The following is a 20,662-nucleotide window of genomic DNA, read 5'->3' on the forward strand; positions in this document are numbered from 1 at the left end:
TGACCAAGCAGGACACCCTAATGCGCAGCAAATACACCTCGTTACAGATAACACTTCATTGGCTGGTTTTTTTATTGATAGTGGGAGCATATTGCGCGATGGAACTGAAAGGTTTTGCACCGCGATCATATCGGCCTGTCTTCAACGCGACTCATGTGACATGTGGGATCAGCGTGTTCTTTTTGATGATTGCCCGCTTGCTGGTACGCATTAAATATCGCGCACCAGCAATTACGCCGAAACCGCATCCCGCTATTACAGGAATGTCCCATCTAGTGCACACGATAATCTATCTCATGTTTATTGTGTTACCGATTCTCGGCTTTGCAACTGTGTACTTTAAAGGCAGTGACTGGTCGGTGTTTGGCATTCCGATGCCGCATGCGATTGAACCCGATGAAGATATGGAATTCACCATCAAGAGCTACCACGAGCTTATTGCTAACATAGGCTACTTTGTGATTGGCATTCATGCATTTGCCGCGCTGTTCCACCATTATGTATGGAAAGACAATACATTGCTGCGCATGATGCCAGGAAAAAAGGATTAAATTAAACCGAGTTTGCCCTGCAAAACCAGAATGGTTGGCAGGGCCAATTCGTATAAATTATTTTTTTCTTATCCGTACGAGAGTATTCAGATAAACAGGAAGAATGAGTATTTGAATTTTACGAGAGAGCTTAAATTCGCTTATAAAAGACATTGATGCCTTTTACAATGTTTTTATATCTGAAACTAAAATCGAATCTAAGTTTTTATTTTTTAAAATAGCTCCATATTTTAGTTCTTATTAATTTGTACTGGATCTTAACGATGAATTATTGTTTGTGATTGAAAATTGCCCTTAAGATTTCTATGATGAAGGCCAGTTAGCAACATAAATTGTTATTTCTGGTATTCGTTTTCGAAAGGAGAGAACGGTGCTGTATCGGCACCTTTCATCAGTTTCACTTCTCGCTACCGCCCGGTCGTTCGTAGGGCAAGATGGATCTTGTAATAGTCATAAACACAAACGGGTTCAAGCCATCGAAGTGGAACATGAGCGTGTTACATGGCTCTAAAGTCTTTGTTAAACCTGCATAGATTCGAAAATCGCGTCGACGTTATACACATAGAATCAGCCTGTATCTAAATTTTCGAAATGGCTTTCACATTTTCTACGCTGGTAAAACAACTCATGGATCTGCCATATTGGATAAGGCGTTTAGATGCGAAGTATATTAACTGTCACTTTATGGTGAGAATTTATATTAAAATTAGGAATCTTGCTTAGAAAAAGAAATTTATTCCTAAGTTTGGCCTGTTGATTGTCAGGACATGTTGCTGTATCTTTTTTTCTGAAAAATAGTAACTAACTCAACGTGATGAAATTATTTATTCAAGCAACATATTTAGTTAAAGTCATAATATAGAAATGAATAAAATTGATTTATTTTTGTTGATGATAATTAAACTGTGCTTTATGCATTTTGCAGAATATTACGTAAAAGAGGTGCCGTAAGATGGGTAGATTTAAGTTTAATTATTTTAGCGCAAAAGCGCTTTATTCAATTGTAATAGCTATTATATCAATGCTATTTATTAATTATTCATTTGCAGCCTCAATAAGCTGTTCCGGATATACAAGTATAGGTGGCGACTATGCGGTGCAACCTATCAATATTACAGCACCTAAAAATGGCCAGGCAAATACATTGCTATACTCGGTAAATAATGCCGTTGTTGATGCAGCTTACTCCGATTGTAGAGCCAGCGGGACTTTATGGGTAAATACTGCTCAAACTATAATGAATATTCCACCCGGCGATATCTATACAATAGATGGGCAAACCGTTTATCCTACTAATATTAAAGGGCTGGGCGTGTCTATTACTGAGAGCTTTACGGGTAGTAACAAGCCAATTCCGATTTGGCCAAGCTACGTTGATACTCGATCGGTATACAATAATTACTGGACGTCTTTAACTTTTAACTTAAAACTCTGGATAACCCCTGGGTTCGTCGCGCCCATTGGTCCTACACAAATAACCACTTTTACTGTTGTTGCATTTATAAGGGCAACCGATTCAAACAATACAATTTCAGGTAGTTGTCCATCAGGAAGCATAAGGATGCCGGGGAATAACAATGTTTGCGGTGAAATTACTCGCAGAATAACGTTTACCGGGATATTTGAGGCCGGAACCTGCGAGCTTCTTAATCCAAACCAGACGGTAGAAATGGGGACCTATCATACGAGCCCGGCTGAAAAAAGCTCTCCGTGGGTTGATGCAGGTTTTCAACTAAAATGCCCGCTGGCCTGGGGATATGGTGGGTCGGTAAAAAACTCGACGAATTTTAATGATGCGGGCAATGGAACAAAAACCGTTAATAATGGAAACCAGCCGATCAAAATTAAAGTCACGCCAATAAACTCTAGCGTCAATCCCTTACAAGGCACATTTAAACTGAATGAAGGTGGAGCCGAAGGGTACGATTTACAGTTGGCGTGGGGCGCTCCGGCAAGCCAGACAAGCGTACCTGCGAAACCCGTACAGTTGGGGTCATGGATTACTGCTGCCTCACTTAATAGTAATTACAGTGCAGTTCCCTATGCCATAGGCAGTAGTGCATTCACTAATGGAACCGACGGAAAGATCAATATGTCGGCACGTTATCTTCGTAACTCGCAGGATGTGAAACCGGGTATTGCGAATGCAAGCGTGGAAGTATTAGCAACTTATGAATAATATTCTTTGACGTGTCGGCAGTGAAATTTTCACTGCCGACGATCAAGGCTATTTTAGTTCGGTTTATGCAATTCCATTGCTGCTATCAGAGCGGGAACCATAACTGATGTGATGTGGCTTAAAGCTAAATATTGTGAGTTGTTAACTGTAATACAGGTCATCAGGGCTAATTTCAGGCATTTCATCCCATCCTCGCATCCCCTCTACATACAATTACCTCAGATTTTGCTGGATTCGATCAACTAAAATGCAAATAAGTGTGCAGTTGGATGCGAAACCACAGGCAGATATGTACGGAATTAATACAGGTATGTATGTTGTTTAAGCGCGAATTCCTAAATGTGGAGCACCAAATGCCGGATTACTGTTTTTTTAAAAAAGATAAACAAACCGTTGTATTAGAAAGGCCTGACACGGACACAGCCGCTCGATTGACTGAACAGGGTTACGAAAAACAATTCGAAGAAGTCAGTGCCATTGATGAAAACCACGCGCTGGCCCGCTTTGCTGATATCCGCCGCGAAAAGCGAATAGACCAGCATAATTTTTTAGCGGGCGCTATAGCCATGCCCCTGATAGGGATTCTGACGGCAGTTGCTATTAAACTTTTTCGCAAAAAGTAGCAGAACACAAATCCCGTTGGGGTTACGGCAGCGGACATCCACAACACCAACGGCTGCTTTTTCTCACTCGCATCCTTCATCTGCGAAAACAATCGCTCTGCTATGATTCCATCATGGTTTAAATATTCGGCACTTTCCTATATTCCTGTACTGACCTATATAGTCCCTTTGATTGTTTAATCATTCTAAAATGTAAGCACAGTGCAACAATAATAAAAATAAAACACAAAAAATTATATCTAATTACTTTGATATCTATTTTCACACACCTTTACTAAGGCAACTAGTATTAGGCTACGGTTCTCATTAATTTTTGTCTTATGCAAAAGCGGTCTTTATAATCATGCGTCGGCTTGCCAAAGCAAAATCTAAGTTTTTTATTTACACTCTCGGCATATGCGAAGGCGGATTTTATATTTTCCCACATACAAATAGTACCAATTGAAAATTCCTTCAAATCCATATTTCTACCCGAGTTTATATAATCGAGATAAACCGTTGTTGCATCTTCCGTTTTGGTTATGAATTGTGCGGCACAAGGTTCATCATTAAAAGACAAATAACTACCAAACAAAATGTTATCAACACGTGACAAAAAATGACTAGTTTGTTCAATTTCAGCAACTTTATTACGTCTCGCAAAGAATAAATCGCTATAAATTTCAAGAAAATACTCAGTTGAAACAGAGTTAACACTATGAATTTTACCACCTTTACTTAAAAATTGGTTCAATTGGCGGTTAAGTGTCTGACGACTTTTCCCTGAAATAGGTTTTACTATGCAAACTTCCCGACCAGAATTTAGCTTTGTAAGGGCATTAATTACTGCACCAGTGTGATTGGCTGAAAGAATCTTAGTAGAAAAAGGAAGGATTAATTTTTTTTGATTTGGTTTCTGCGGAATAATTATTTCATCGAAGGCAATAGGTATATTTATACCATGCTTTCTTGCGATTTTTTTATCACCTGCGATAACATTATCCCACGTAGCAATAGCCGCATCATAACCATCACACTCGTTTCTGTCAATAAAGTAGCGAGTGTTTACATCATAGTATGTAGAAACATAATTCAATATTGTTGGGTTGCTTATTGTATTTCCGCCAAATTGTGCATAAATTTTACTGTATTCATCGAGCGAACACTCATCCCAATGAAAAGCGAATTTTATAAGTTTATTTTTCATTATACGTCTTTGCATTATCATCGAATGACAAATTATGGCATCAAAGAATTTAGTAACTATTAATAAAAGTCAGTGATGATTAGTAAGTAACACAATCAAAATCTATTGGTTGATGAAGAAAGAGAATCCCTTACCTTACGTAGACCCTGTTATGGCATGATAGGCAAAGAAAAACTCATATATACAGGCTATTCATATGGGCATTCTTGATGCTCGTCACCTTCATTGACATTTACGTTTCGCTTATTTACGAAATAGCCCACCAAATACCACACAACCAGTACAACGATACCCCATACAAGATATTGCATTAGTTACTAATCCCTGACTTATTTAGAATGATGTTTTTAATTCTTTTTAGTTGATAAAACGGAATTTCTCTCTTTAGCTTGTTTATCACTTGACCTCTATCTTCTGCTAAAGATATGCGCTCAGAACCTATTGTAGATTTATCATCAATTACACAGGCGTGTCGAATTACAGGCACTTTAGTGCACCAGACATTAAGTCCTGCAATATCTCTAAAAATAGTCCATCTATCAGCTTCGAATTTTATTGGTAAGTTTCTCTCCAATAACAGTTTCGCGGCCGGGAGATTTATTATATAACCATACCCGCCGCTTCCATTTGTTATTCTAAAATAATTGCGACCTGAGAAATCTGTTTTCTTAATATGCTTATTATATGAGCACCTGGCGGTAAGAATGAATATCTCAGGCTTATCTTCTCTGATTATCCCGTCAACACCGCTAAGACATTCATGCAAAGAGTCATCGAAAATGGCATCATCTTCAAGTACTAAGGCGTGACAAATATTTTCAGAAACCATTTTTGAATAAATATTTAGGTGGCTTAATGCACAACCAATTTCACCACGTGTTAATTTACTGTTGTAAAAATCATGTGTGACGGTTGTTGCAATTTCTGAGGGGAGTTTTCTTCCGTCAATAGCATTGATAAATTCACAAAGCAATGATTGCTCTTTGCATTGCAAGCTTATCTTACGTCTACGCTCTTGTTCAGATTCAAGGCTAATTATAAAAACACGCATATATTAACGTATCCATCGTTTACGCCTAAAACAGGCGTAGATAAGTTATATAAATATCCATTTTTGGATATTTATATAACTAGAACATTAACAAACTTAATCTATTACTTACTGGTTGGCATTTTCATGCCCGGAGAAAATAGATTTAATTTGTATCGGAGATTGTCTTACATGAATGGCATATTTTGGCACCAAAAAAAATAGTAACTATTGATTACAATCAATGATGGTTCATAAGTAACGCATAATCCAAATCTATCAGTTGATGAAGAAGCTGAACTCCTTGTCTTACGTAAACACCGTAGACCTCGAGGCCGTGTGCGAAAATGATTAGGTAATTATTTTACGTACGTCTGAACGTTCTTTGCCGCTGATTTCAGGGGTATTATTGCTTTTTAGGGCAGTTTTAGGGGTAACTAAATAACTGTGCATATCCCCATGTGTCTTTTGGGTAAAATGGTTATCTCATTGAATAATATAATAAAATCAATTTTATCAATTAAGTGTGAAATGGTGTACCATACCCCCCTATAGTATCAGGAGGTCAAAATGCCACATTCACCTGAAGACAAAAAACGCATTCTGACTCGCGTGCGACGCATACGTGGCCAGACTGAAGCAATAGAACGCGCTCTGGAAAATGGCGATCCTTGCATCGCCATCTTGCAACAAATCGCAGCGGTTCGCGGAGCGGCGAACGGCCTGATGGGCGAAATGATGGAGATCCATCTAAAAGACGAGCTGGTCGCGGGGGACACCTCTGAGGATCAGCGTGCTGTGCGAATGGCAGAAGTCGGTAATTTAATTCGCTCTTATCTAAAATAAAATCACTCCCACCTGACGACGGAAGAAGAATATGAAATCACGTGCAGCTGTTGCATTTGGCCCAGGCAAACCGCTTGAGATCGTAGAAATTGATGTAGCGCCGCCACAAAAAGGCGAAGTGCTGGTAAAGATTACCCATACTGGCGTTTGCCATACCGATGCTTTCACCTTATCTGGTGATGATCCTGAAGGTGTGTTCCCGGCAGTGTTGGGCCACGAGGGCGGCGGTATCGTTGTGGAAGTGGGTGAGGGTGTTACTAGCCTGAAACCAGGCGATCATGTTATTCCTTTGTACACCGCAGAATGCCGCGAGTGTAAGTTCTGTAAATCAGGCAAAACTAACCTGTGTCAGGCCGTTCGCGCCACCCAGGGTAAAGGTTTGATGCCAGATGGCACCACGCGTTTTTCTTATAATGGCGAACCGATTTACCACTACATGGGCACCAGTACTTTCAGTGAGTACACCGTGGTGGCGGAGATTTCTTTAGCAAAAGTTAACCCGCAGGCACCACTGGATAAAGTGTGCTTGTTAGGTTGCGGAGTCACCACAGGCATCGGCGCGGTGCATAATACGGCGAAAGTGAAAGAGGGCGATACTGTTGCTGTCTTTGGCCTGGGTGGGATTGGCCTGGCGGTGATTCAGGGGGCGGTACAGGCGAAAGCCGGGCGTATTCTGGCCATTGACACCAATCCAGAGAAATTCAAACTGGCGACCGAAATGGGTGCGACCGATTGCATCAACCCGAAAGATTACGAAAAGCCGATTCAGGACGTGATTGTCGAACTGACCGACGGCGGCGTGGATTTCAGCTTTGAATGTATCGGCAACGTCAATGTTATGCGTTCCGCGCTGGAATGCTGCCATAAAGGCTGGGGCGAAAGCGTTATCATCGGCGTTGCGGGCGCAGGTCAAGAGATCAAAACCCGTCCGTTCCAGTTGGTAACAGGCCGCGTATGGCGTGGCTCTGCATTTGGCGGAGTGAAAGGGCGCACACAACTGCCAGGTATGGTGGAAGACGCAATGGTTGGCAAAATCAACCTTGACCCGTTTATCACGCACCGCATGCCGCTTGAGCAAATCAACGAAGCATTCGATTTAATGCACGAAGGCAAGTCGATTCGTACCGTTATCCATTTCGGCGATAAGTAACCGATAAAGGCCCCTCACTGGTTGCATTTATTAGCACATCAGTGAGGGTTCTACTCTCTCAACTGCTCACTATTTTCCCGCATCCAGTCCGCTAACGAATCAAGCGTAGGCCGTAGCGACTTCCCTAATTCCGTTATCTGATACTCCACTCTCGGTGGCACTTCCGCGAAGACCTGCCGGGTCACCAGCCGTCTTGTTTCAAATTGCCGTAGCTGGCGCGTCAACTCTTTTTGAGTAATCGGGTAAACCGCACGCTGTAGATCGCTAAAGCGCACCGGCTCATCAATGATTATCAAGCGGTAAAGAATCGGGATCGCCCATTTTCCAGAAATCAAATTCACAAAACTGACCATCGGGCAGCTTTGATCCGCTGTTGGCAAGGTCGAAAAATTATTTATCACGCATCCTCCTGTGAATAGTCAATGCATCCCATCAAGTGCCTTAGTATCTAAATGGTGCCTACTATCCAAAAGATACTATAGCGTAAATAATGCGCTGACTAGTCAATCATGGAGTAACAGCAATGGGCAGACTTCAAGGTAAATACGCACTAATCACCGGTGGTACCAGCGGTATTGGGTTTGAAACCGCGCGGCAGTTTATTGCCGAGGGGGCAACAGTTGCGATCACCGGGCGTAGTGAATCAGGATTATTGGCTGCCAAAGAGCAACTGGGAAATGTATATATTATTCGCAGCGAAGCGGGTGATATCGGTCAACAACGTGATGTGGCTGAACAGATTGCGCAACGCTGGCCGCGCCTGGACGTATTGTATGTGAATGCCGGTGATGTAACGCATCATCCACTACAAGACTGGGACGAAAGCAGTTATGACCGACTGATGAATACCAATTTAAAAGGGCCGTTCTTTTTGATTCAGGCGCTATTGCCACTGCTGGCTAACCCAGCCTCGATAATTGTTTGTGGTTCTGTGAGTGCGCATATTGGTTTGCCACAAAGCAATGTTTACGCTGCCAGTAAAGCCGCAATCCTTTCATTGGCACGAACACTTTCTGGCGAGTTGCACTCGCGAGGTATTCGGGTGAATGGATTAAGTCCTGGCCCAACAGAAACGCCGGCTTTGGGTAAACTTGGCAATGGAGCGTCGCAAGAAGCACTACACGAAGAGATTCGTGCGCTCGTGCCAATCGGTCGTTTGGGCACGGCTCTTGAATTGGCAAAAGCCGCCGTCTTTCTCGCATCTGATGAATCTGCTTTTATGGTCGGCAGCGAATTATTAATCGATGGTGGAGTAGGCAATTTGTAATAACGATTGAAGAGCTCAGTTCGATTTACCAGAAGAGATATTCGTTTAAATCGAACTGAGTTATACGGCCTTAGAGTTGATGAATCCCCGGACGGCGCTCTTTTACGTGAAAATGCTGTTCACGAAAATCGGCGGCGGAATCCTCGGCAGCCTGACGAATCTCGTCACTATCAGCCTGATGGCGTAGCAACATGTCAGCACTTTTGACGACCAAATAAAAATGACCATGTGTTTGTGCTGTAGTCTGGCCAGAGAACAGCGCCGTGCCTATAAGCAACAAAATCATCCCTAATTTTGATCTCAATTGTTTAACCATTACCATCAACCTCATTAACGTGACGGGCACACTGTATAGATAATTCCGCCTGGTTACTATTCAACTTTTAGAAAAAAAGCAAAAGAATTGTCAGCAGTGTAAAAGGTTCAACAGTTAAGTTTTGGTTGATGATTGGTTAATAATTGATATGCCATGCTGCCATGCTGCCATGCTGCCATGCTGCCATGCTGCCATGCTGCCATGCTGCCATGCTGCCATGCTGCCATGCTGCCATGCTGCCATGCTGCCATGCTGCCATGCTGCCATGCTGCCATGCTGCCATGCTGCCATGCTGCCATGCTGCCATGCTGCCAAGCTTTCGCTATAGAAAAACCCGCAAACATGGCGACAAATAGAGGGATTAATGCGCAACCGACTTTGAAAATAAGTTAATGACTAACACGCCAATAATGATCAACGCCATACCCGCGATCGCCGGCCAATCAAGTTTCTGCCCCAAAAAAATCCAGCCCACAGCACCGATTAACACGATTCCAGCACCAGACCAAATGGCATAAATTATCCCGGTAGGGATGGTACGCATGGTTACCGACAAGCAATAAAACGCCACGCCGTAGAACACAATGGTGACCACGCTTGGCCATAAACGGCTAAATCCCTCCGAGAGTTTCAGGGATGTGGTCGCAATCACTTCTGCAATAATTGCCACAATCAGCCAGATATAAGTCATGTTCGTTTCTCCCTCACTATTCAGGCCGTCAATGTAAAGATCAAAGCCATTGCTGGCAAGAAATGCTCCCTCACCATCATAGAAACTCTCATTTCTCATGCTTCTCTCATGCTCTGTATTTCATTTGAATACTAGTTGAAAACACTGGTTTTTATGCTGATCATGCGATTTTATTGATTGTAAAAAGCATTAATTGCAGGTTTATAACCTTCCAGGATTCATCTTATTATTTTATGATACGGGTAACATATGAGGCCTTGTTGTAGATGCATCTGACCTCTGTGGATCGCAGCACTAGGCTTCACATGACCTTTGAGGTAAAAAATGGACTGGTTTGTTGATTACTTTTCAACGTATCTCTACGGTTTGAAATTCATCGCTATTACGCTGGCGATATTGATGTTAATTAGCGGAATTGATGACCTATTTATTGATATTGTTTACTGGGTTCGCCGGGGATGGCGCGCAGTGACGGTATATCGCAACAATGATTATCTCGACTATAAAGCCCTATATGAGCCACAAGAAAAAGCATTGGCTATTATGGTTCCCGCATGGAATGAAACCGGGGTTATCGGGAATATGGCGCGTCTGGCTGCCAGTTCGCTGGACTACGAAAACTACCATATATTTGTTGGTACTTACCCTAATGACCCGGATACGCAACGTGATGTAGATGAAGTCTGCGCACGTTTTCCAAACGTTCATAAAGTGGTATGCGCACGGCCAGGCCCCACCAGCAAAGCAGACTGCCTGAACAACATTCTGGATGCGATTTTACAGTTTGAAAACAGCGCGCGTTTTAACTTCTCCGGTTTTATTCTCCACGACGCAGAAGATGTTATTTCTCCCCTCGAATTGCGCCTTTTCAATTATCTGGTTGATAGAAAAGACTTAATTCAGATCCCTGTGTATCCCTTTGAACGCAAATGGACGCACTTCACAAGCCTTAGCTATCTGGATGAGTTTTCAGAGCTGCATGGTAAAGATGTACCGGTACGCGAGGCATTAGCCGGGCAGGTTCCAAGCGCAGGTGTGGGTACATGTTTTAGCCGCCGTGCGGTTCTGGCGTTATTAGCCGATGGTGACGGCATTGCGTTTGATGTCCAGAGCCTGACGGAAGATTACGATATTGGTTTCCGTCTGCGTCAAAAAGGAATGGAAGAGATTTTCTGTCGCTTCCCGGTTGTTGACGCAAAAGATAAATCAGCCAAACCCTTTGGCCAACGCACTCGAACTGCCAATGTTATCTGTGTGCGCGAATATTTCCCTGACACCTTTGCCACAGCCGTGCGGCAAAAATCACGTTGGATAATCGGCATCGTATTCCAGGGTTTTAAAACTCACCGCTGGAGTGCGAGCCCGGTTCTCAACTATTTCCTGTGGCGTGACCGTAAAGGGGCGATCGCAAACTTCCTGAGTTTTGCGGCGATGCTAGTCATGTTGCAACTGGTTGCCATCATCATTTATCAGCGCAACGTCGATGGAGCATGGCAGTTCTTATCAATATTTGTCGGCGGTTCATGGTTGACGATGTTGCTGTGGATTAACTTTCTGCTGATGTCTAACCGCATCATTCAACGCATGATTTTCGTGACAGGTTATTACGGGCTGGCGCAAGGTTTGTTGGTTATTCCGCGACTGTTCTGGGGCAACCTCATTAACTTTATGGCGAACTGGCGGGCGATTAAGCAGGTTATCCAACATGGCGACCCTCGCCGCGTGGCATGGGATAAAACGACTCACGATTTCCCGAGCGTTAGTGCTCAGCGCTCAGCTCAACCATTGGGTTATATCCTGGTGGATTCTGGTGTGATTACCCAGGCTGAACTTGAAGAAGCGCTGCAAAAGCGCATTCCAGGTCTAAAACTGGGCGGAAGCCTCGTACAACTGGGCTATATCACTGCATATCAGCTTGCTGTTGCCCTGGCCAAACAGGCTGAAGTGCCAATGGAGTCGATTGATCCTCTCGCGCTCGATGAATCACTGATTAAGAGCGTTCCTGCAAAAGTAGTGCTGCACCATGCGGTTCTGCCATTGCGCATGGAAGGTGACACCCTGATTCTGGCTTGTGAAAACTCAATTGATCCCGTTTCTTTATCAGCGCTGGGCCGCAAACTCGAACGCAATGTGAGCTACGTTATTGTGCCGCGAGGCCAGGTGGTGATTGGCCTGCGTCACTGGTATGGCGAAGAACAATCGACAAAAGAAAAGCAATTGCTCGACAGTGCCGTAAAAGAAAACCTTCTCACAAAAGCGCAGGCTGATGAGATTTGGGACAAATATGTCTCCGGGCAACTACTGTTTGCTGAAGTGTTGAGCAATGAGTCTCACCTTAATGAAGCTGTTTTGCGTGCTGTGCTATTACGTTATGAACGCAGCGATTTGATGTTTGGCGAATTTCTGGTTCAAGAAGGTGTAGTGAGCCAAGATGTTGTTGATCACGCGCTGGCACAGCAAAAGAGATTGCAACCTTCGTTGAAAGGTCTGCTGAAAAAAGCAGGTATCAGCGGATTGCAACAAATACAGCTCGCCGGAGAGAGAGTATGAAAATACGACTAACTCCGCTGGCGACTCTGGTTTGTGGTGTTTTACTTGTCGTCCCCGCTTTGGCTGCACAGGAAGGGTCTAAACAAGATTCTGAAATCAGTGATTACCTTTATTTCAAGGTTTACCCGCATATTGAACGGGCACATAAAGCCCTGAAAGCTAATGATGAAACTCGCGCGTTGCGCAGTTTTGAGCATGCACATGCAATGGCACCCGAAAGTGTTCGCCTGTCGTTATGGCTGGCTGAGGCTTATCGACACTTTGGCTACGATAAGAAAGCACGGGAATTACTGGAAACTGAGCTTGCGAAAAGGCCACAAAACCCTGATTTACAGCGCGCTCTGGTGGCGATTCCTGTGCCTATTCCAGAAGTCAAAACACACGAGCAATTGTTAGCTTTCCAGAAAAACTGTGATGCCGCGCCTGGCATTCAGTGTCGTAGCGAAGTGGGCAACTATGCTCTCAAACTCAATAACCTGGATATAGCCCGAGCGCAGTTATCTGACCCGCAGTTCCGTCACTCAAAAGAGGGGCAGCAACTGACGGACAACTACACGCAACGAGCAATTTTCTTGCAACAGTGGGCGGCAGCCGATCAGGGTTTCGCCCTGTTAGATAGCGAGGCGACGTTGAGTGAGGCGCAGTATCACCAATGGTTTGCCATTTTGTTGCATATGCACCGCGATCAGCGAATCCTGGATTTGCAAAGCCAGGGCGTGATGAACAGTGCCGGAATGCAACTGGCTTACGCGCAGTCATTGGCTGAGCGTAATGCACTGACTCAATTGCGCCGTTATCTCGCAAGCCGTAAACCCGTATTTGCTTCAGCCATAGAAGAACGTAATTGGATGCGATTATTGGCAACCTATAGCCAGCAACCAGGGCACACCGTTGCTGGGTGGAGCGTTAAACATCCAGAAAACAAACAGTATGTGTTATCGACTTTAGTGCCCATTCGCATCCAAAAAGGTGACTGGACAGGGGCAAGCGAACTGCTCAGTACCTTCCCGCAAATGCAGGCTCTCGATCAGCGTTTAGCGTTAAGTCTGGCGCAGAAAGACACGCAATCCAGCATGCAGATCATTAATAAAATCTCGCAAACTCGCGGTTTATCCGCGCAAGAACTGGAAACAGTCAGCTATCAACTGGTTTCGATGGGCCAGGGGAAAGTGGTTACCGAACTGCTATTGCGTTACTGGCCATTTAATCAGGCCGGTAAGTTACAGCATTCACTGAGTGCACGCTTATATAGCCAGCTTGCAGCACACCCGGATTGGTTGACTGCCGAGAATAAAGCTCGACTGGCCAAACCTTTGCCAACCGCCACACAACGTATGGCGCAGGCACGACTGTTCCAGGGGCAGGAAAACTGCCACATTGTGCGCAACCTGGTAGGTGATTTATCTGCGCAGTATGACGCTGAAACCTGGTCGCATCTGGCGCAATGCTATCCGGTGCAACCTGGTTTGGCTCTGTACGCTGCTGAACAAGCGGTAGCGCGCGACCCTTCGCCGTTTTATCAACGTCAGGTGGCTTATCTGGCTTATGCCGCAGAAGATTACGCACTAGCCAATACGAGTTGGGCACAGATTCCTGCCATAGAAATGGTGGATAACGATGTACAGGCTGCGGCGCGCAGCGCAAAACTTTCCGGAGATGAGAAGGCCTTTGCCCATTGGCAGAATATTGCCTCACAACGGGGAATGTCGGATCTGAAACTGGAATCGACTCCCATGATGGATGATGCCGCGCGTGGTTTCGCGCTATTAACGCAAGGTAAGCATCACGAAGCCCGTGATGCACTGGAAAAAGCCCTTGAAACCCACACGGATTCCCCTGAGATCTTGCGTCAACTGGTTTATCTCAATGAACGGCTGGACGATAAGCCGAAAACTAAGCAGTACAGCGAGCAAGTTGTGGATGACATTGATAACAGCATCACTCCGCAACAACAGTTGAGTGAAAAACAGCAAGAAGACCGTTTTGAGTTCCGCCGCATTCATGAAGATAGCCAACGTCGCTGGACTTTCACCTACGATGGTTCATTCGGTTTAACGTCAAATTCATTGAATAGTGGAGGCAGTAATAACGGGGTTCAGCAGGGGAAAAGTTACCGTAGCTATCAGCAATTTGAGGCCGAGTACCGCATTGGTAAAAACCAGCTTATCGACGGCGATCAGCTTTCTGTTTACAGCCGTGTGTTTGCTGGTAGTGACAGTAACGGCCAGCAGAGCTTTATGCCGGTTTATGAGCCAATGTTGGGGGTTGGTGTGCGCTGGAAACCGCTTCGTGAGCAGGTTATTTATCTGGCGGCTGAACAACAAATTCCGCTGGATCATCATCACGGCCAGGCTGACGTTATGCTGCGTGCCAGTACCTCGTTCTTTAATGGCGGTAAATATAGTGATGATTGGCATCCGACAGGAAATGGCTGGATGGCACAAAATCTCTATCTTGATGCAGCGCATTTTGTGAAAGCAGATTATCAGCTTTATACCGCCGATTACCGCATGAGTTGGCATCAAAAAATCAATAGTAAACAAACTATTGAGCCTTACTGGCATGCCCAGTACAACGCGAGTACAGACACTCCGTATCGCGACAACACCCTGGGTGGGGTTGGTGTGAGGCTGAATACCTGGTTTGGAGAGACGCACTACAGCGCCTTCCCACACAAAGTCAGTGTTGGGCTAGAGTATCAGCGGGCGTTCTCCGGACACAACCGCGATACTGACTCCAAAAATAATCTTTTCCTGACTCTGGGAGCACGCTGGTAATGAAAATCTTATTAACCGCGTTACTGCTGGTTGCCCCTTTTGCCAATGCCATGAATGCGGTGATGTATCAGCCGCAATTACGCGATATCACAGTGACTGATGCCCAGTGGCAAAGTGTGTTGAGCAAACTCAAAGGGCAGGGAATTGATACGCTGGTATTGCAGTGGAGCCGCTACGATGATGCATTTCGCGATGGGAAATCTCGCGCCTGGCTTGAACAGAAAGCACAACTCACCGCTGCCAACGGTATGAAACTGGTCATCGGCCTTACTGCCGATGGTCGATTTTTTGAGCGACAAAAACAGCCGCTTCCCGCGCTTAAAAATTATCTCAACCGCCTGCGAGCGAATGATGTTGCGGTCGCAAAACGTTGGGTAGATGTACTGGGAGAGAAGTCGATTGCGGGCTGGTATATCAGTAGCGAACTCGATGACCTGCGCTGGCGCGACCCAAAAATGCAGCAGGCAGCGCTGAGCTGGCTGAGTAAAACCCGTCTGTCATTGGCGGGGGTTGCTGATAAGCCCGTTGCAGTAAGTAGTTTCTTTGCCGGAAATATGACGCCCGACTCTTATCGTAAATGGGTGACAACCATTAGCCATAGTGGTGTAAAAGTTTGGGTGCAGGATGGCGCGGGAACGCAAATGTTGACTGATGCTGAACGGGCGTTGTATCTGAAAGTCCCGTCTGCGGGCAACGTAATCGAACTGTTCCGTCAGGATAAACAGGCCAAAACGTTTAAAGCAACACCTGCACCTGCGGCGTATCAGCAAAAATGGCTTGCGACACCTGTCCCGCCGGGGCAGGACAGAGTCTACTTTTCATTGCGCTATATGAATGCGGCAAGTGGTGTGTTAGCCATTTGATCAGGACTTAAACCCGGCCGCTGTCATCAGCAGCCGGAATCCCATCCCCACAGCGGTTAAAGCTAAAACACTCGCGCCCCATAACGCGACCATCCACAACAAACGGACTCCGGTCTGTTTCATCAGTGATACCCCTCACCATGTTGTACTTTTCCGCGAAAAACGTAATAGCTCCAGAAGGTGTAAACCAAAATAATGGGGATAATAAACAGCGCGCCGACCAGCATAAAGCCCTGACTTTGCGGCGGAGCCGCAGCCTGCCAAAGCGTAATTGATGGCGGAATGAGATAGGGCCAGATACTAATACCTAAGCCGCTAAAACCTAAGAAAATCAGCCCCAACGTCAGCAAAAACGGTGTGCTGTGCCAGCTTTTCCCGGAATCAACTGCTTTCCATAACCAGATGCTGCACAACACCACCAGAAGTGGTACCGGCAACAGGAAGTACAGATTCGGCAGGCTAAACCAGCGGTCAGCAATTTGTGGATGAGCGAGGGGCGTCCAGACACTGATTATCGCGATAATGGCCAACATTATCGCCAATAATGGCTTCACGGCTTTACGCATGGTGTTCAGCAAAGGATCTTCACTTTTCATTACCAGCCAACTGGCACCCAGCAATGCATATGCCACTACCAGACCAACGCCACAGAACAGATTAAACGGAGTAATCCAGTCCAGTTGCGAACCGCCGAAAGTACGCCCGGTGACCGGGAAGCCGGAAATCACCGCTCCCACCACAACACCCTGGCAAAACGTCGCCACTACTGAGCCGCCAATAAATGCTTTATCCCAGAAAGGCCGATGTGCAGGCGTTGCTTTAAAGCGGAACTCAAATGCCACACCACGAAATATCAAACCAATGAGCATTAGCGTTAACGGAATGGTGAGAGCATCAATAATAACGGCGTATGCAAGAGGGAATGCGCCAAATAACGCAGCGCCCCCGAGAACCAACCAGGTTTCGTTACCGTCCCAAACGGGAGCCACACTGTTCACCATCACATCGCGATCATCTGCGTCACGAACAAACGGGAACAGAATGCCAATGCCGAGATCAAAGCCATCCATCACGATGTACATCAATGTTGCGAAGACAATAATCACGAACCAAATAACTGACAGATCGACGCCCATTAGCGTAGCTCCTCTAGTGATTCTGTTGCCGCAGAGAGCGGGCGAGAAGGTGTGCCGTGCGAAGGAGGTGTGTCGTCGTTAAACGGTTGTGGCCCTTTCTTAATCTGACGAATCATATAGCTATATCCCACGCCAAATACTGACATATACACCACAAAGAAAGTCAGCAGGCTTATGCTCATCTGCAAGTTACCATGTGCTGAAACAGCATCTTTAGTGCGCAACAGGCCGTACACAACCCACGGTTGGCGTCCCACTTCTGTCGTCACCCAACCGGCCAGAATTGCGATAAGCCCGGATGGACCCATCCATAACATAAAGCGCAGGAAGGTGCGGTTCTCGTATAAACGATGGCGATAGCGCAGCCACAAACTCATCACGCCCGCCAGAATCATCAACATGCCCAGGCCCGCCATAATACGGAACGACCAGAACACTATCGTTGAGTTCGGTCGGTCTTCTTTTGGGAACTCTTTTAGCGCCGGAACTTGTTTATCCAGGCTATGGGTGAGGATGAGACTGCCAAGTGCCGGGATTTCAAGGCCAAAGCGCGTGCGTTCTTGCTCCATATCAGGCCAGCCAAACAGCAGTAACGGCGTGGGCTCACCTGGCACATTTTCCCAATGGCCTTCGATGGCAGCAATTTTGGCAGGCTGGTGTTTCAGGGTATTGAGTCCGTGCATATCGCCAATCATGGCTTGTAGTGGAGCAACAATTAACGCCATCCAAAGCGCCATTGAAAACATGGTTTTAATGGCTGGGCTTTTGTTGCCACGGAGTAAATGCCAGGCTGCCGATGCTCCCACAAAGAAGGCACTACTCAGGAATGCTGCCACCGACATATGCAACAGTCGGTAAGGGAAGGAGGGGTTAAACACCACCGCGAACCAGTCTACCGGCACAACCTGGCCGTTGTGGATTTCAAACCCTTGTGGCGTTTGCATCCAGCTATTAGAGGCCAGAATCCAGAATGTTGAGATAAGTGTGCCGAGTGCCACCATACAAGTGGCAAAGAAATGCAGCCCAGGCCCGACACGCTTCCAGCCAAACAGCATCACGCCCAGGAATCCAGCTTCCAGGAAAAATGCCGTCAGTACTTCATAGGTCAAAAGCGGCCCGGTTATGCTACCCGCGAATTGCGAAAAGCCGCTCCAGTTAGTGCCGAACTGATAGGCCATCACCAGCCCGGACACCACGCCCATGCCGAAGTTAACAGCGAAGATCTTTGACCAGAAATCGTATAGCGAACGATAAGTCGGATTTTTAGATTTCAGCCATAGCCCTTCAAGCACAGCCAGATAGCTGGCAAGCCCGATGGTGATGGCAGGGAAAATAATGTGGAAAGAAACAGTAAAAGCAAACTGAATCCTTGCCAGATGAAACGCATCTAAACCAAACATGCAGGACTCCGCATAATAATTATTTCGATACGATTGTAAGCCGCGCCACATCTGGCTTGTAGAAACAGACTGCTGACATAAAGCTATAACAGTTTAGACCCTCTGCGGGCTCTTCCCCAAAATCCCCCCAAAACGGCACAAGATTTATACATCAATAAACATCCGCTTTTCGTTTCGTTCAGCCTGGTACAAATGAAGTATTACCGCAGTCGATGGCTTATTTAAATGCAGACATTATCGATGCTTAAGCTTCTTCAATATTCGGCTGAGTCTGTAACCCTGCTACTTGCTGCTGCCAAATTGGCTGACATCCCAGCCCTGATGGATGTGAGCGTTAACAATAAAAAAATCCCGGCCATGCGACTCCGCAATTACCGGGATGAATTCAAACACAGCAGTAAATATCTTTTTTATGTACACACCATTTATGTGTAATTCAGAAACAGAAAATCCACAATTGAATACTCTTTCATTGTTAAGTTTATTTTAAGTTTTTGCGCGCCGTAGCATTGTGAATGGTACGGTTTGGTTTTGTGCTTAGCGCCAACAATCAGCAATCACTGATTTTCCATAGATAGTTTGTAGTGACATGGCTGGTGCGAAGGAAAAGCCTTATTTGTCTATAACAGTTGATTAAATTGGCGTATTTTTAGTTAACTGATATAGAAACGGTACGGTCGCAAAATGAAAAAATACCAGCAACTTGCACAGCAGATTATCGATCAAATTGCCCTCGGTGCCTGGCTGGCAGGGGATAAGTTGCCATCGTTGCGCGAGCAAGTCGCGCTAAGCGGCATGAGTTTTATGACTGTCAGCCATGCCTATCAGATGCTCGAAAGTCAGGGGGTGATTGTCGCCCGGCCTCAATCTGGCTATTACGTGGCTTCTCGCCCAGCAACGCGCAGTGCGATAGCTCCTGTAAAAGTGACGCGTGATGAAGCGGTAGACATTAATACCTATATTTTTGATGTGTTGCAGGCCAGTGGTGACTCAACTGTGGTGCCATTCGGATCCGCTTTCCCCGACCCGCGTTTATTCCCGCTGCAGCAACTCAACCGCTCACTTGCCACCGTCAGTAAAACGGCAACAGCAATGAGCGTGATTGAAAACCTGCCGCCGGGTAACGAAGCGCTACGCCATGCCATTGCTCGACGTTACGCCCAACATGGAATGCAAGTTTCGCCGGATGAAATTGTCATCACCGCCGGTGCGCTGGAAGCGTTAAATCTCAGCCTGCAAGCGGTGACTGAGCCGGGCGATTGGGTGATTGTGGAAAACCCCTGTTTTTACGGTGCGTTACAGGCTCTGGAACGCTTGCGATTAAAGGCGCTTTCAGTGGCGACCGATCCACAAAATGGCATCGATCTGGTGGCGCTGAAACAGGCGCTTAACGATTATCCAGTCAAAGCCTGTTGGTTAATGACCAATGCTCAGAATCCACTTGGCGTGACGTTGTCACAACAAAAGAAGCAACAACTTGTTGAATTACTACAACAACATAATGTGACGCTCATCGAAGATGACGTGTATAGCGAGTTGTATTACGGCCGCGAACGTCCGCTACCAGCACGGGCATATGATGCACAGGGTATTACGCTGCATTGCTCGTCATTTTCGAAATGCCTGGTAGCTGGGTTTCGTATTGGCTGGGTGGCGGCAGGGAAACATGCACGTCGTATTCAGCAGCTTCAGTTAATGAGCACACTTTCCGCCAGTTCGCCAATGCAGCTGGCGCTGGTGGATTATCTGGCGACCAAACGTTACGACACTCACTTACGTAAGCTGCGGCGCATTCTGGCTGAGCGCAAACAGCAAACCTTGCAAGCGCTACATCAACTTTTCCCCGCAGAAGTAAAAATCCATCACAGTGAAAGCGGCTATTTCGTCTGGGTTGAACTGCCGGAATATATGGATGCCAGCGTGCTAAGTGAACAGGCTATTGCTCATAAAATCAGTATCGCTCCGGGTAAAATGTTCACCACCGGGGGCGCCTGGCATAACTATTTTCGTCTGAATGCCTCATGGGCTTTAGGCGAGCGGGAACAGCACGCGGTGGAGACATTAGCGAATCTCATCAAAAATCAAATGAAGGAGTAG

At 45.9% G+C, this 20,662-nt stretch carries 20 protein-coding genes; 11 read left to right on the forward strand and 9 right to left on the reverse strand.

The genetic code is table 11. The annotated features are described in order from the left end of the window. Positions 1 to 20 precede the first annotated feature (20 nt). The 3 genes from cybB (at position 21) to IX31_RS02055 (ending at position 3,353) form a co-directional block, all read left to right on the forward strand. Positions 21 to 551 (forward strand): cytochrome b561, encoded by a 531-nt coding sequence (cybB, locus tag IX31_RS02045; RefSeq protein WP_034455490.1) that lies wholly within the window; start codon positions 21 to 23, stop codon positions 549 to 551. A 952-nt stretch (positions 552 to 1,503) separates the two neighbouring features. Further along, positions 1,504 to 2,730, forward strand: a complete 1,227-nt coding sequence (locus tag IX31_RS23370; RefSeq protein WP_157837356.1) for a fimbrial protein — start codon at positions 1,504 to 1,506, stop codon at positions 2,728 to 2,730. Positions 2,731 to 3,083: 353 nt separating this feature from the next. Then, positions 3,084 to 3,353 (forward strand): hypothetical protein, encoded by a 270-nt coding sequence (locus IX31_RS02055; protein ID WP_034455493.1) that lies wholly within the window; start codon positions 3,084 to 3,086, stop codon positions 3,351 to 3,353. Between the two features lie 289 nt (positions 3,354 to 3,642). Here IX31_RS02055 and IX31_RS02060 read toward each other — a convergent pair whose 3' ends face one another. Then, positions 3,643 to 4,539 (reverse strand): GNAT family protein, encoded by an 897-nt coding sequence (locus IX31_RS02060; RefSeq protein WP_034455495.1) that lies wholly within the window; start codon positions 4,537 to 4,539, stop codon positions 3,643 to 3,645. A 310-nt stretch (positions 4,540 to 4,849) separates the two neighbouring features. Next, positions 4,850 to 5,590: a glycosyltransferase family 25 protein gene (locus IX31_RS02065; protein ID WP_034455496.1), complete on the reverse strand. Its 741-nt coding sequence runs from the start codon at positions 5,588 to 5,590 to the stop codon at positions 4,850 to 4,852. 549 nt (positions 5,591 to 6,139) lie between these two features. Here IX31_RS02065 and IX31_RS02070 point away from each other — a divergent pair. After that, complete coding sequence (locus tag IX31_RS02070) at positions 6,140 to 6,415, forward strand: metal/formaldehyde-sensitive transcriptional repressor (RefSeq protein ID WP_034455505.1); 276 nt, start codon at positions 6,140 to 6,142, stop codon at positions 6,413 to 6,415. 31 nt (positions 6,416 to 6,446) lie between these two features. Then, positions 6,447 to 7,565, forward strand: coding sequence for an S-(hydroxymethyl)glutathione dehydrogenase/class III alcohol dehydrogenase (locus tag IX31_RS02075; RefSeq protein WP_034455506.1), 1,119 nt, complete (start codon positions 6,447 to 6,449; stop codon positions 7,563 to 7,565). 50 nt (positions 7,566 to 7,615) lie between these two features. On the opposite strand, the gene IX31_RS02080 is transcribed toward IX31_RS02075, so the two are convergent. After that, positions 7,616 to 7,918, reverse strand: coding sequence for a winged helix-turn-helix transcriptional regulator (locus IX31_RS02080; protein ID WP_034457057.1), 303 nt, complete (start codon positions 7,916 to 7,918; stop codon positions 7,616 to 7,618). A 170-nt stretch (positions 7,919 to 8,088) separates the two neighbouring features. Between IX31_RS02080 and IX31_RS02085 the strand changes: the two genes are divergently transcribed. After that, the gene (locus tag IX31_RS02085; RefSeq protein WP_034455507.1) at positions 8,089 to 8,832 is read left to right on the forward strand and encodes an SDR family oxidoreductase; all 744 of its coding nucleotides are present in this window, start codon (positions 8,089 to 8,091) and stop codon (positions 8,830 to 8,832) included. Positions 8,833 to 8,902: 70 nt separating this feature from the next. Here IX31_RS02085 and IX31_RS02090 read toward each other — a convergent pair whose 3' ends face one another. The 3 genes from IX31_RS02090 to IX31_RS02100 form a co-directional block, all read right to left on the reverse strand. After that, positions 8,903 to 9,148: a DUF2554 family protein gene (locus IX31_RS02090; protein ID WP_034457059.1), complete on the reverse strand. Its 246-nt coding sequence runs from the start codon at positions 9,146 to 9,148 to the stop codon at positions 8,903 to 8,905. 136 nt (positions 9,149 to 9,284) lie between these two features. Next, positions 9,285 to 9,455 (reverse strand): hypothetical protein, encoded by a 171-nt coding sequence (locus tag IX31_RS23375; RefSeq protein WP_157837357.1) that lies wholly within the window; start codon positions 9,453 to 9,455, stop codon positions 9,285 to 9,287. 54 nt (positions 9,456 to 9,509) lie between these two features. Continuing rightward, positions 9,510 to 9,839 (reverse strand): SMR family transporter, encoded by a 330-nt coding sequence (locus IX31_RS02100; protein WP_034457061.1) that lies wholly within the window; start codon positions 9,837 to 9,839, stop codon positions 9,510 to 9,512. 324 nt (positions 9,840 to 10,163) lie between these two features. Between IX31_RS02100 and nfrB the strand changes: the two genes are divergently transcribed. Genes nfrB through IX31_RS02115 form a run of 3 tightly spaced genes read left to right on the forward strand, consistent with a single transcriptional unit; the run spans position 10,164 to position 16,029 of the window. After that, positions 10,164 to 12,389 carry a cyclic di-3',5'-guanylate-activated glycosyltransferase NfrB gene (gene nfrB, locus IX31_RS02105; protein WP_034455508.1) on the forward strand — a complete coding sequence of 742 codons (2,226 nt, stop codon included), beginning with the start codon at positions 10,164 to 10,166 and terminating at the stop codon, positions 12,387 to 12,389. Beyond that, the gene (locus IX31_RS02110; protein WP_034455510.1) at positions 12,386 to 15,166 is read left to right on the forward strand and encodes an NfrA family protein; all 2,781 of its coding nucleotides are present in this window, start codon (positions 12,386 to 12,388) and stop codon (positions 15,164 to 15,166) included. The genes nfrB and IX31_RS02110 overlap by 4 nt, the downstream gene beginning before the upstream one ends. Further along, positions 15,166 to 16,029: a DUF4434 domain-containing protein gene (locus IX31_RS02115; protein WP_034455511.1), complete on the forward strand. Its 864-nt coding sequence runs from the start codon at positions 15,166 to 15,168 to the stop codon at positions 16,027 to 16,029. The genes IX31_RS02110 and IX31_RS02115 overlap by 1 nt, the downstream gene beginning before the upstream one ends. On the opposite strand, the gene IX31_RS22140 is transcribed toward IX31_RS02115, so the two are convergent. Genes IX31_RS22140 through IX31_RS02125 form a run of 3 tightly spaced genes read right to left on the reverse strand, consistent with a single transcriptional unit; the run spans position 16,030 to position 18,565 of the window. After that, positions 16,030 to 16,152, reverse strand: coding sequence for a DUF2474 domain-containing protein (locus IX31_RS22140; RefSeq protein ID WP_064554228.1), 123 nt, complete (start codon positions 16,150 to 16,152; stop codon positions 16,030 to 16,032). After that, positions 16,152 to 17,165 carry a cytochrome d ubiquinol oxidase subunit II gene (gene cydB / locus IX31_RS02120; protein WP_034455512.1) on the reverse strand — a complete coding sequence of 338 codons (1,014 nt, stop codon included), beginning with the start codon at positions 17,163 to 17,165 and terminating at the stop codon, positions 16,152 to 16,154. Before cydB ends, IX31_RS22140 begins: the two co-directional genes overlap by 1 nt. Then, positions 17,165 to 18,565: a cytochrome ubiquinol oxidase subunit I gene (locus IX31_RS02125; protein WP_034455514.1), complete on the reverse strand. Its 1,401-nt coding sequence runs from the start codon at positions 18,563 to 18,565 to the stop codon at positions 17,165 to 17,167. The genes cydB and IX31_RS02125 overlap by 1 nt, the downstream gene beginning before the upstream one ends. A gap of 225 nt (positions 18,566 to 18,790) precedes the next feature. Here IX31_RS02125 and IX31_RS02130 point away from each other — a divergent pair, with 225 nt between their 5' ends. Both IX31_RS02130 and IX31_RS02135 read left to right on the forward strand, forming a co-directional pair. Next, positions 18,791 to 19,000 carry a hypothetical protein gene (locus IX31_RS02130; protein ID WP_034455515.1) on the forward strand — a complete coding sequence of 70 codons (210 nt, stop codon included), beginning with the start codon at positions 18,791 to 18,793 and terminating at the stop codon, positions 18,998 to 19,000. Positions 19,001 to 19,249: 249 nt separating this feature from the next. After that, complete coding sequence (locus IX31_RS02135) at positions 19,250 to 20,662, forward strand: aminotransferase-like domain-containing protein (protein WP_034455516.1); 1,413 nt, start codon at positions 19,250 to 19,252, stop codon at positions 20,660 to 20,662.

This window comes from Buttiauxella noackiae, from assembly GCF_000737905.1.
Taxonomy (GTDB): Bacteria; Pseudomonadota; Gammaproteobacteria; order Enterobacterales; family Enterobacteriaceae; genus Buttiauxella; species Buttiauxella noackiae.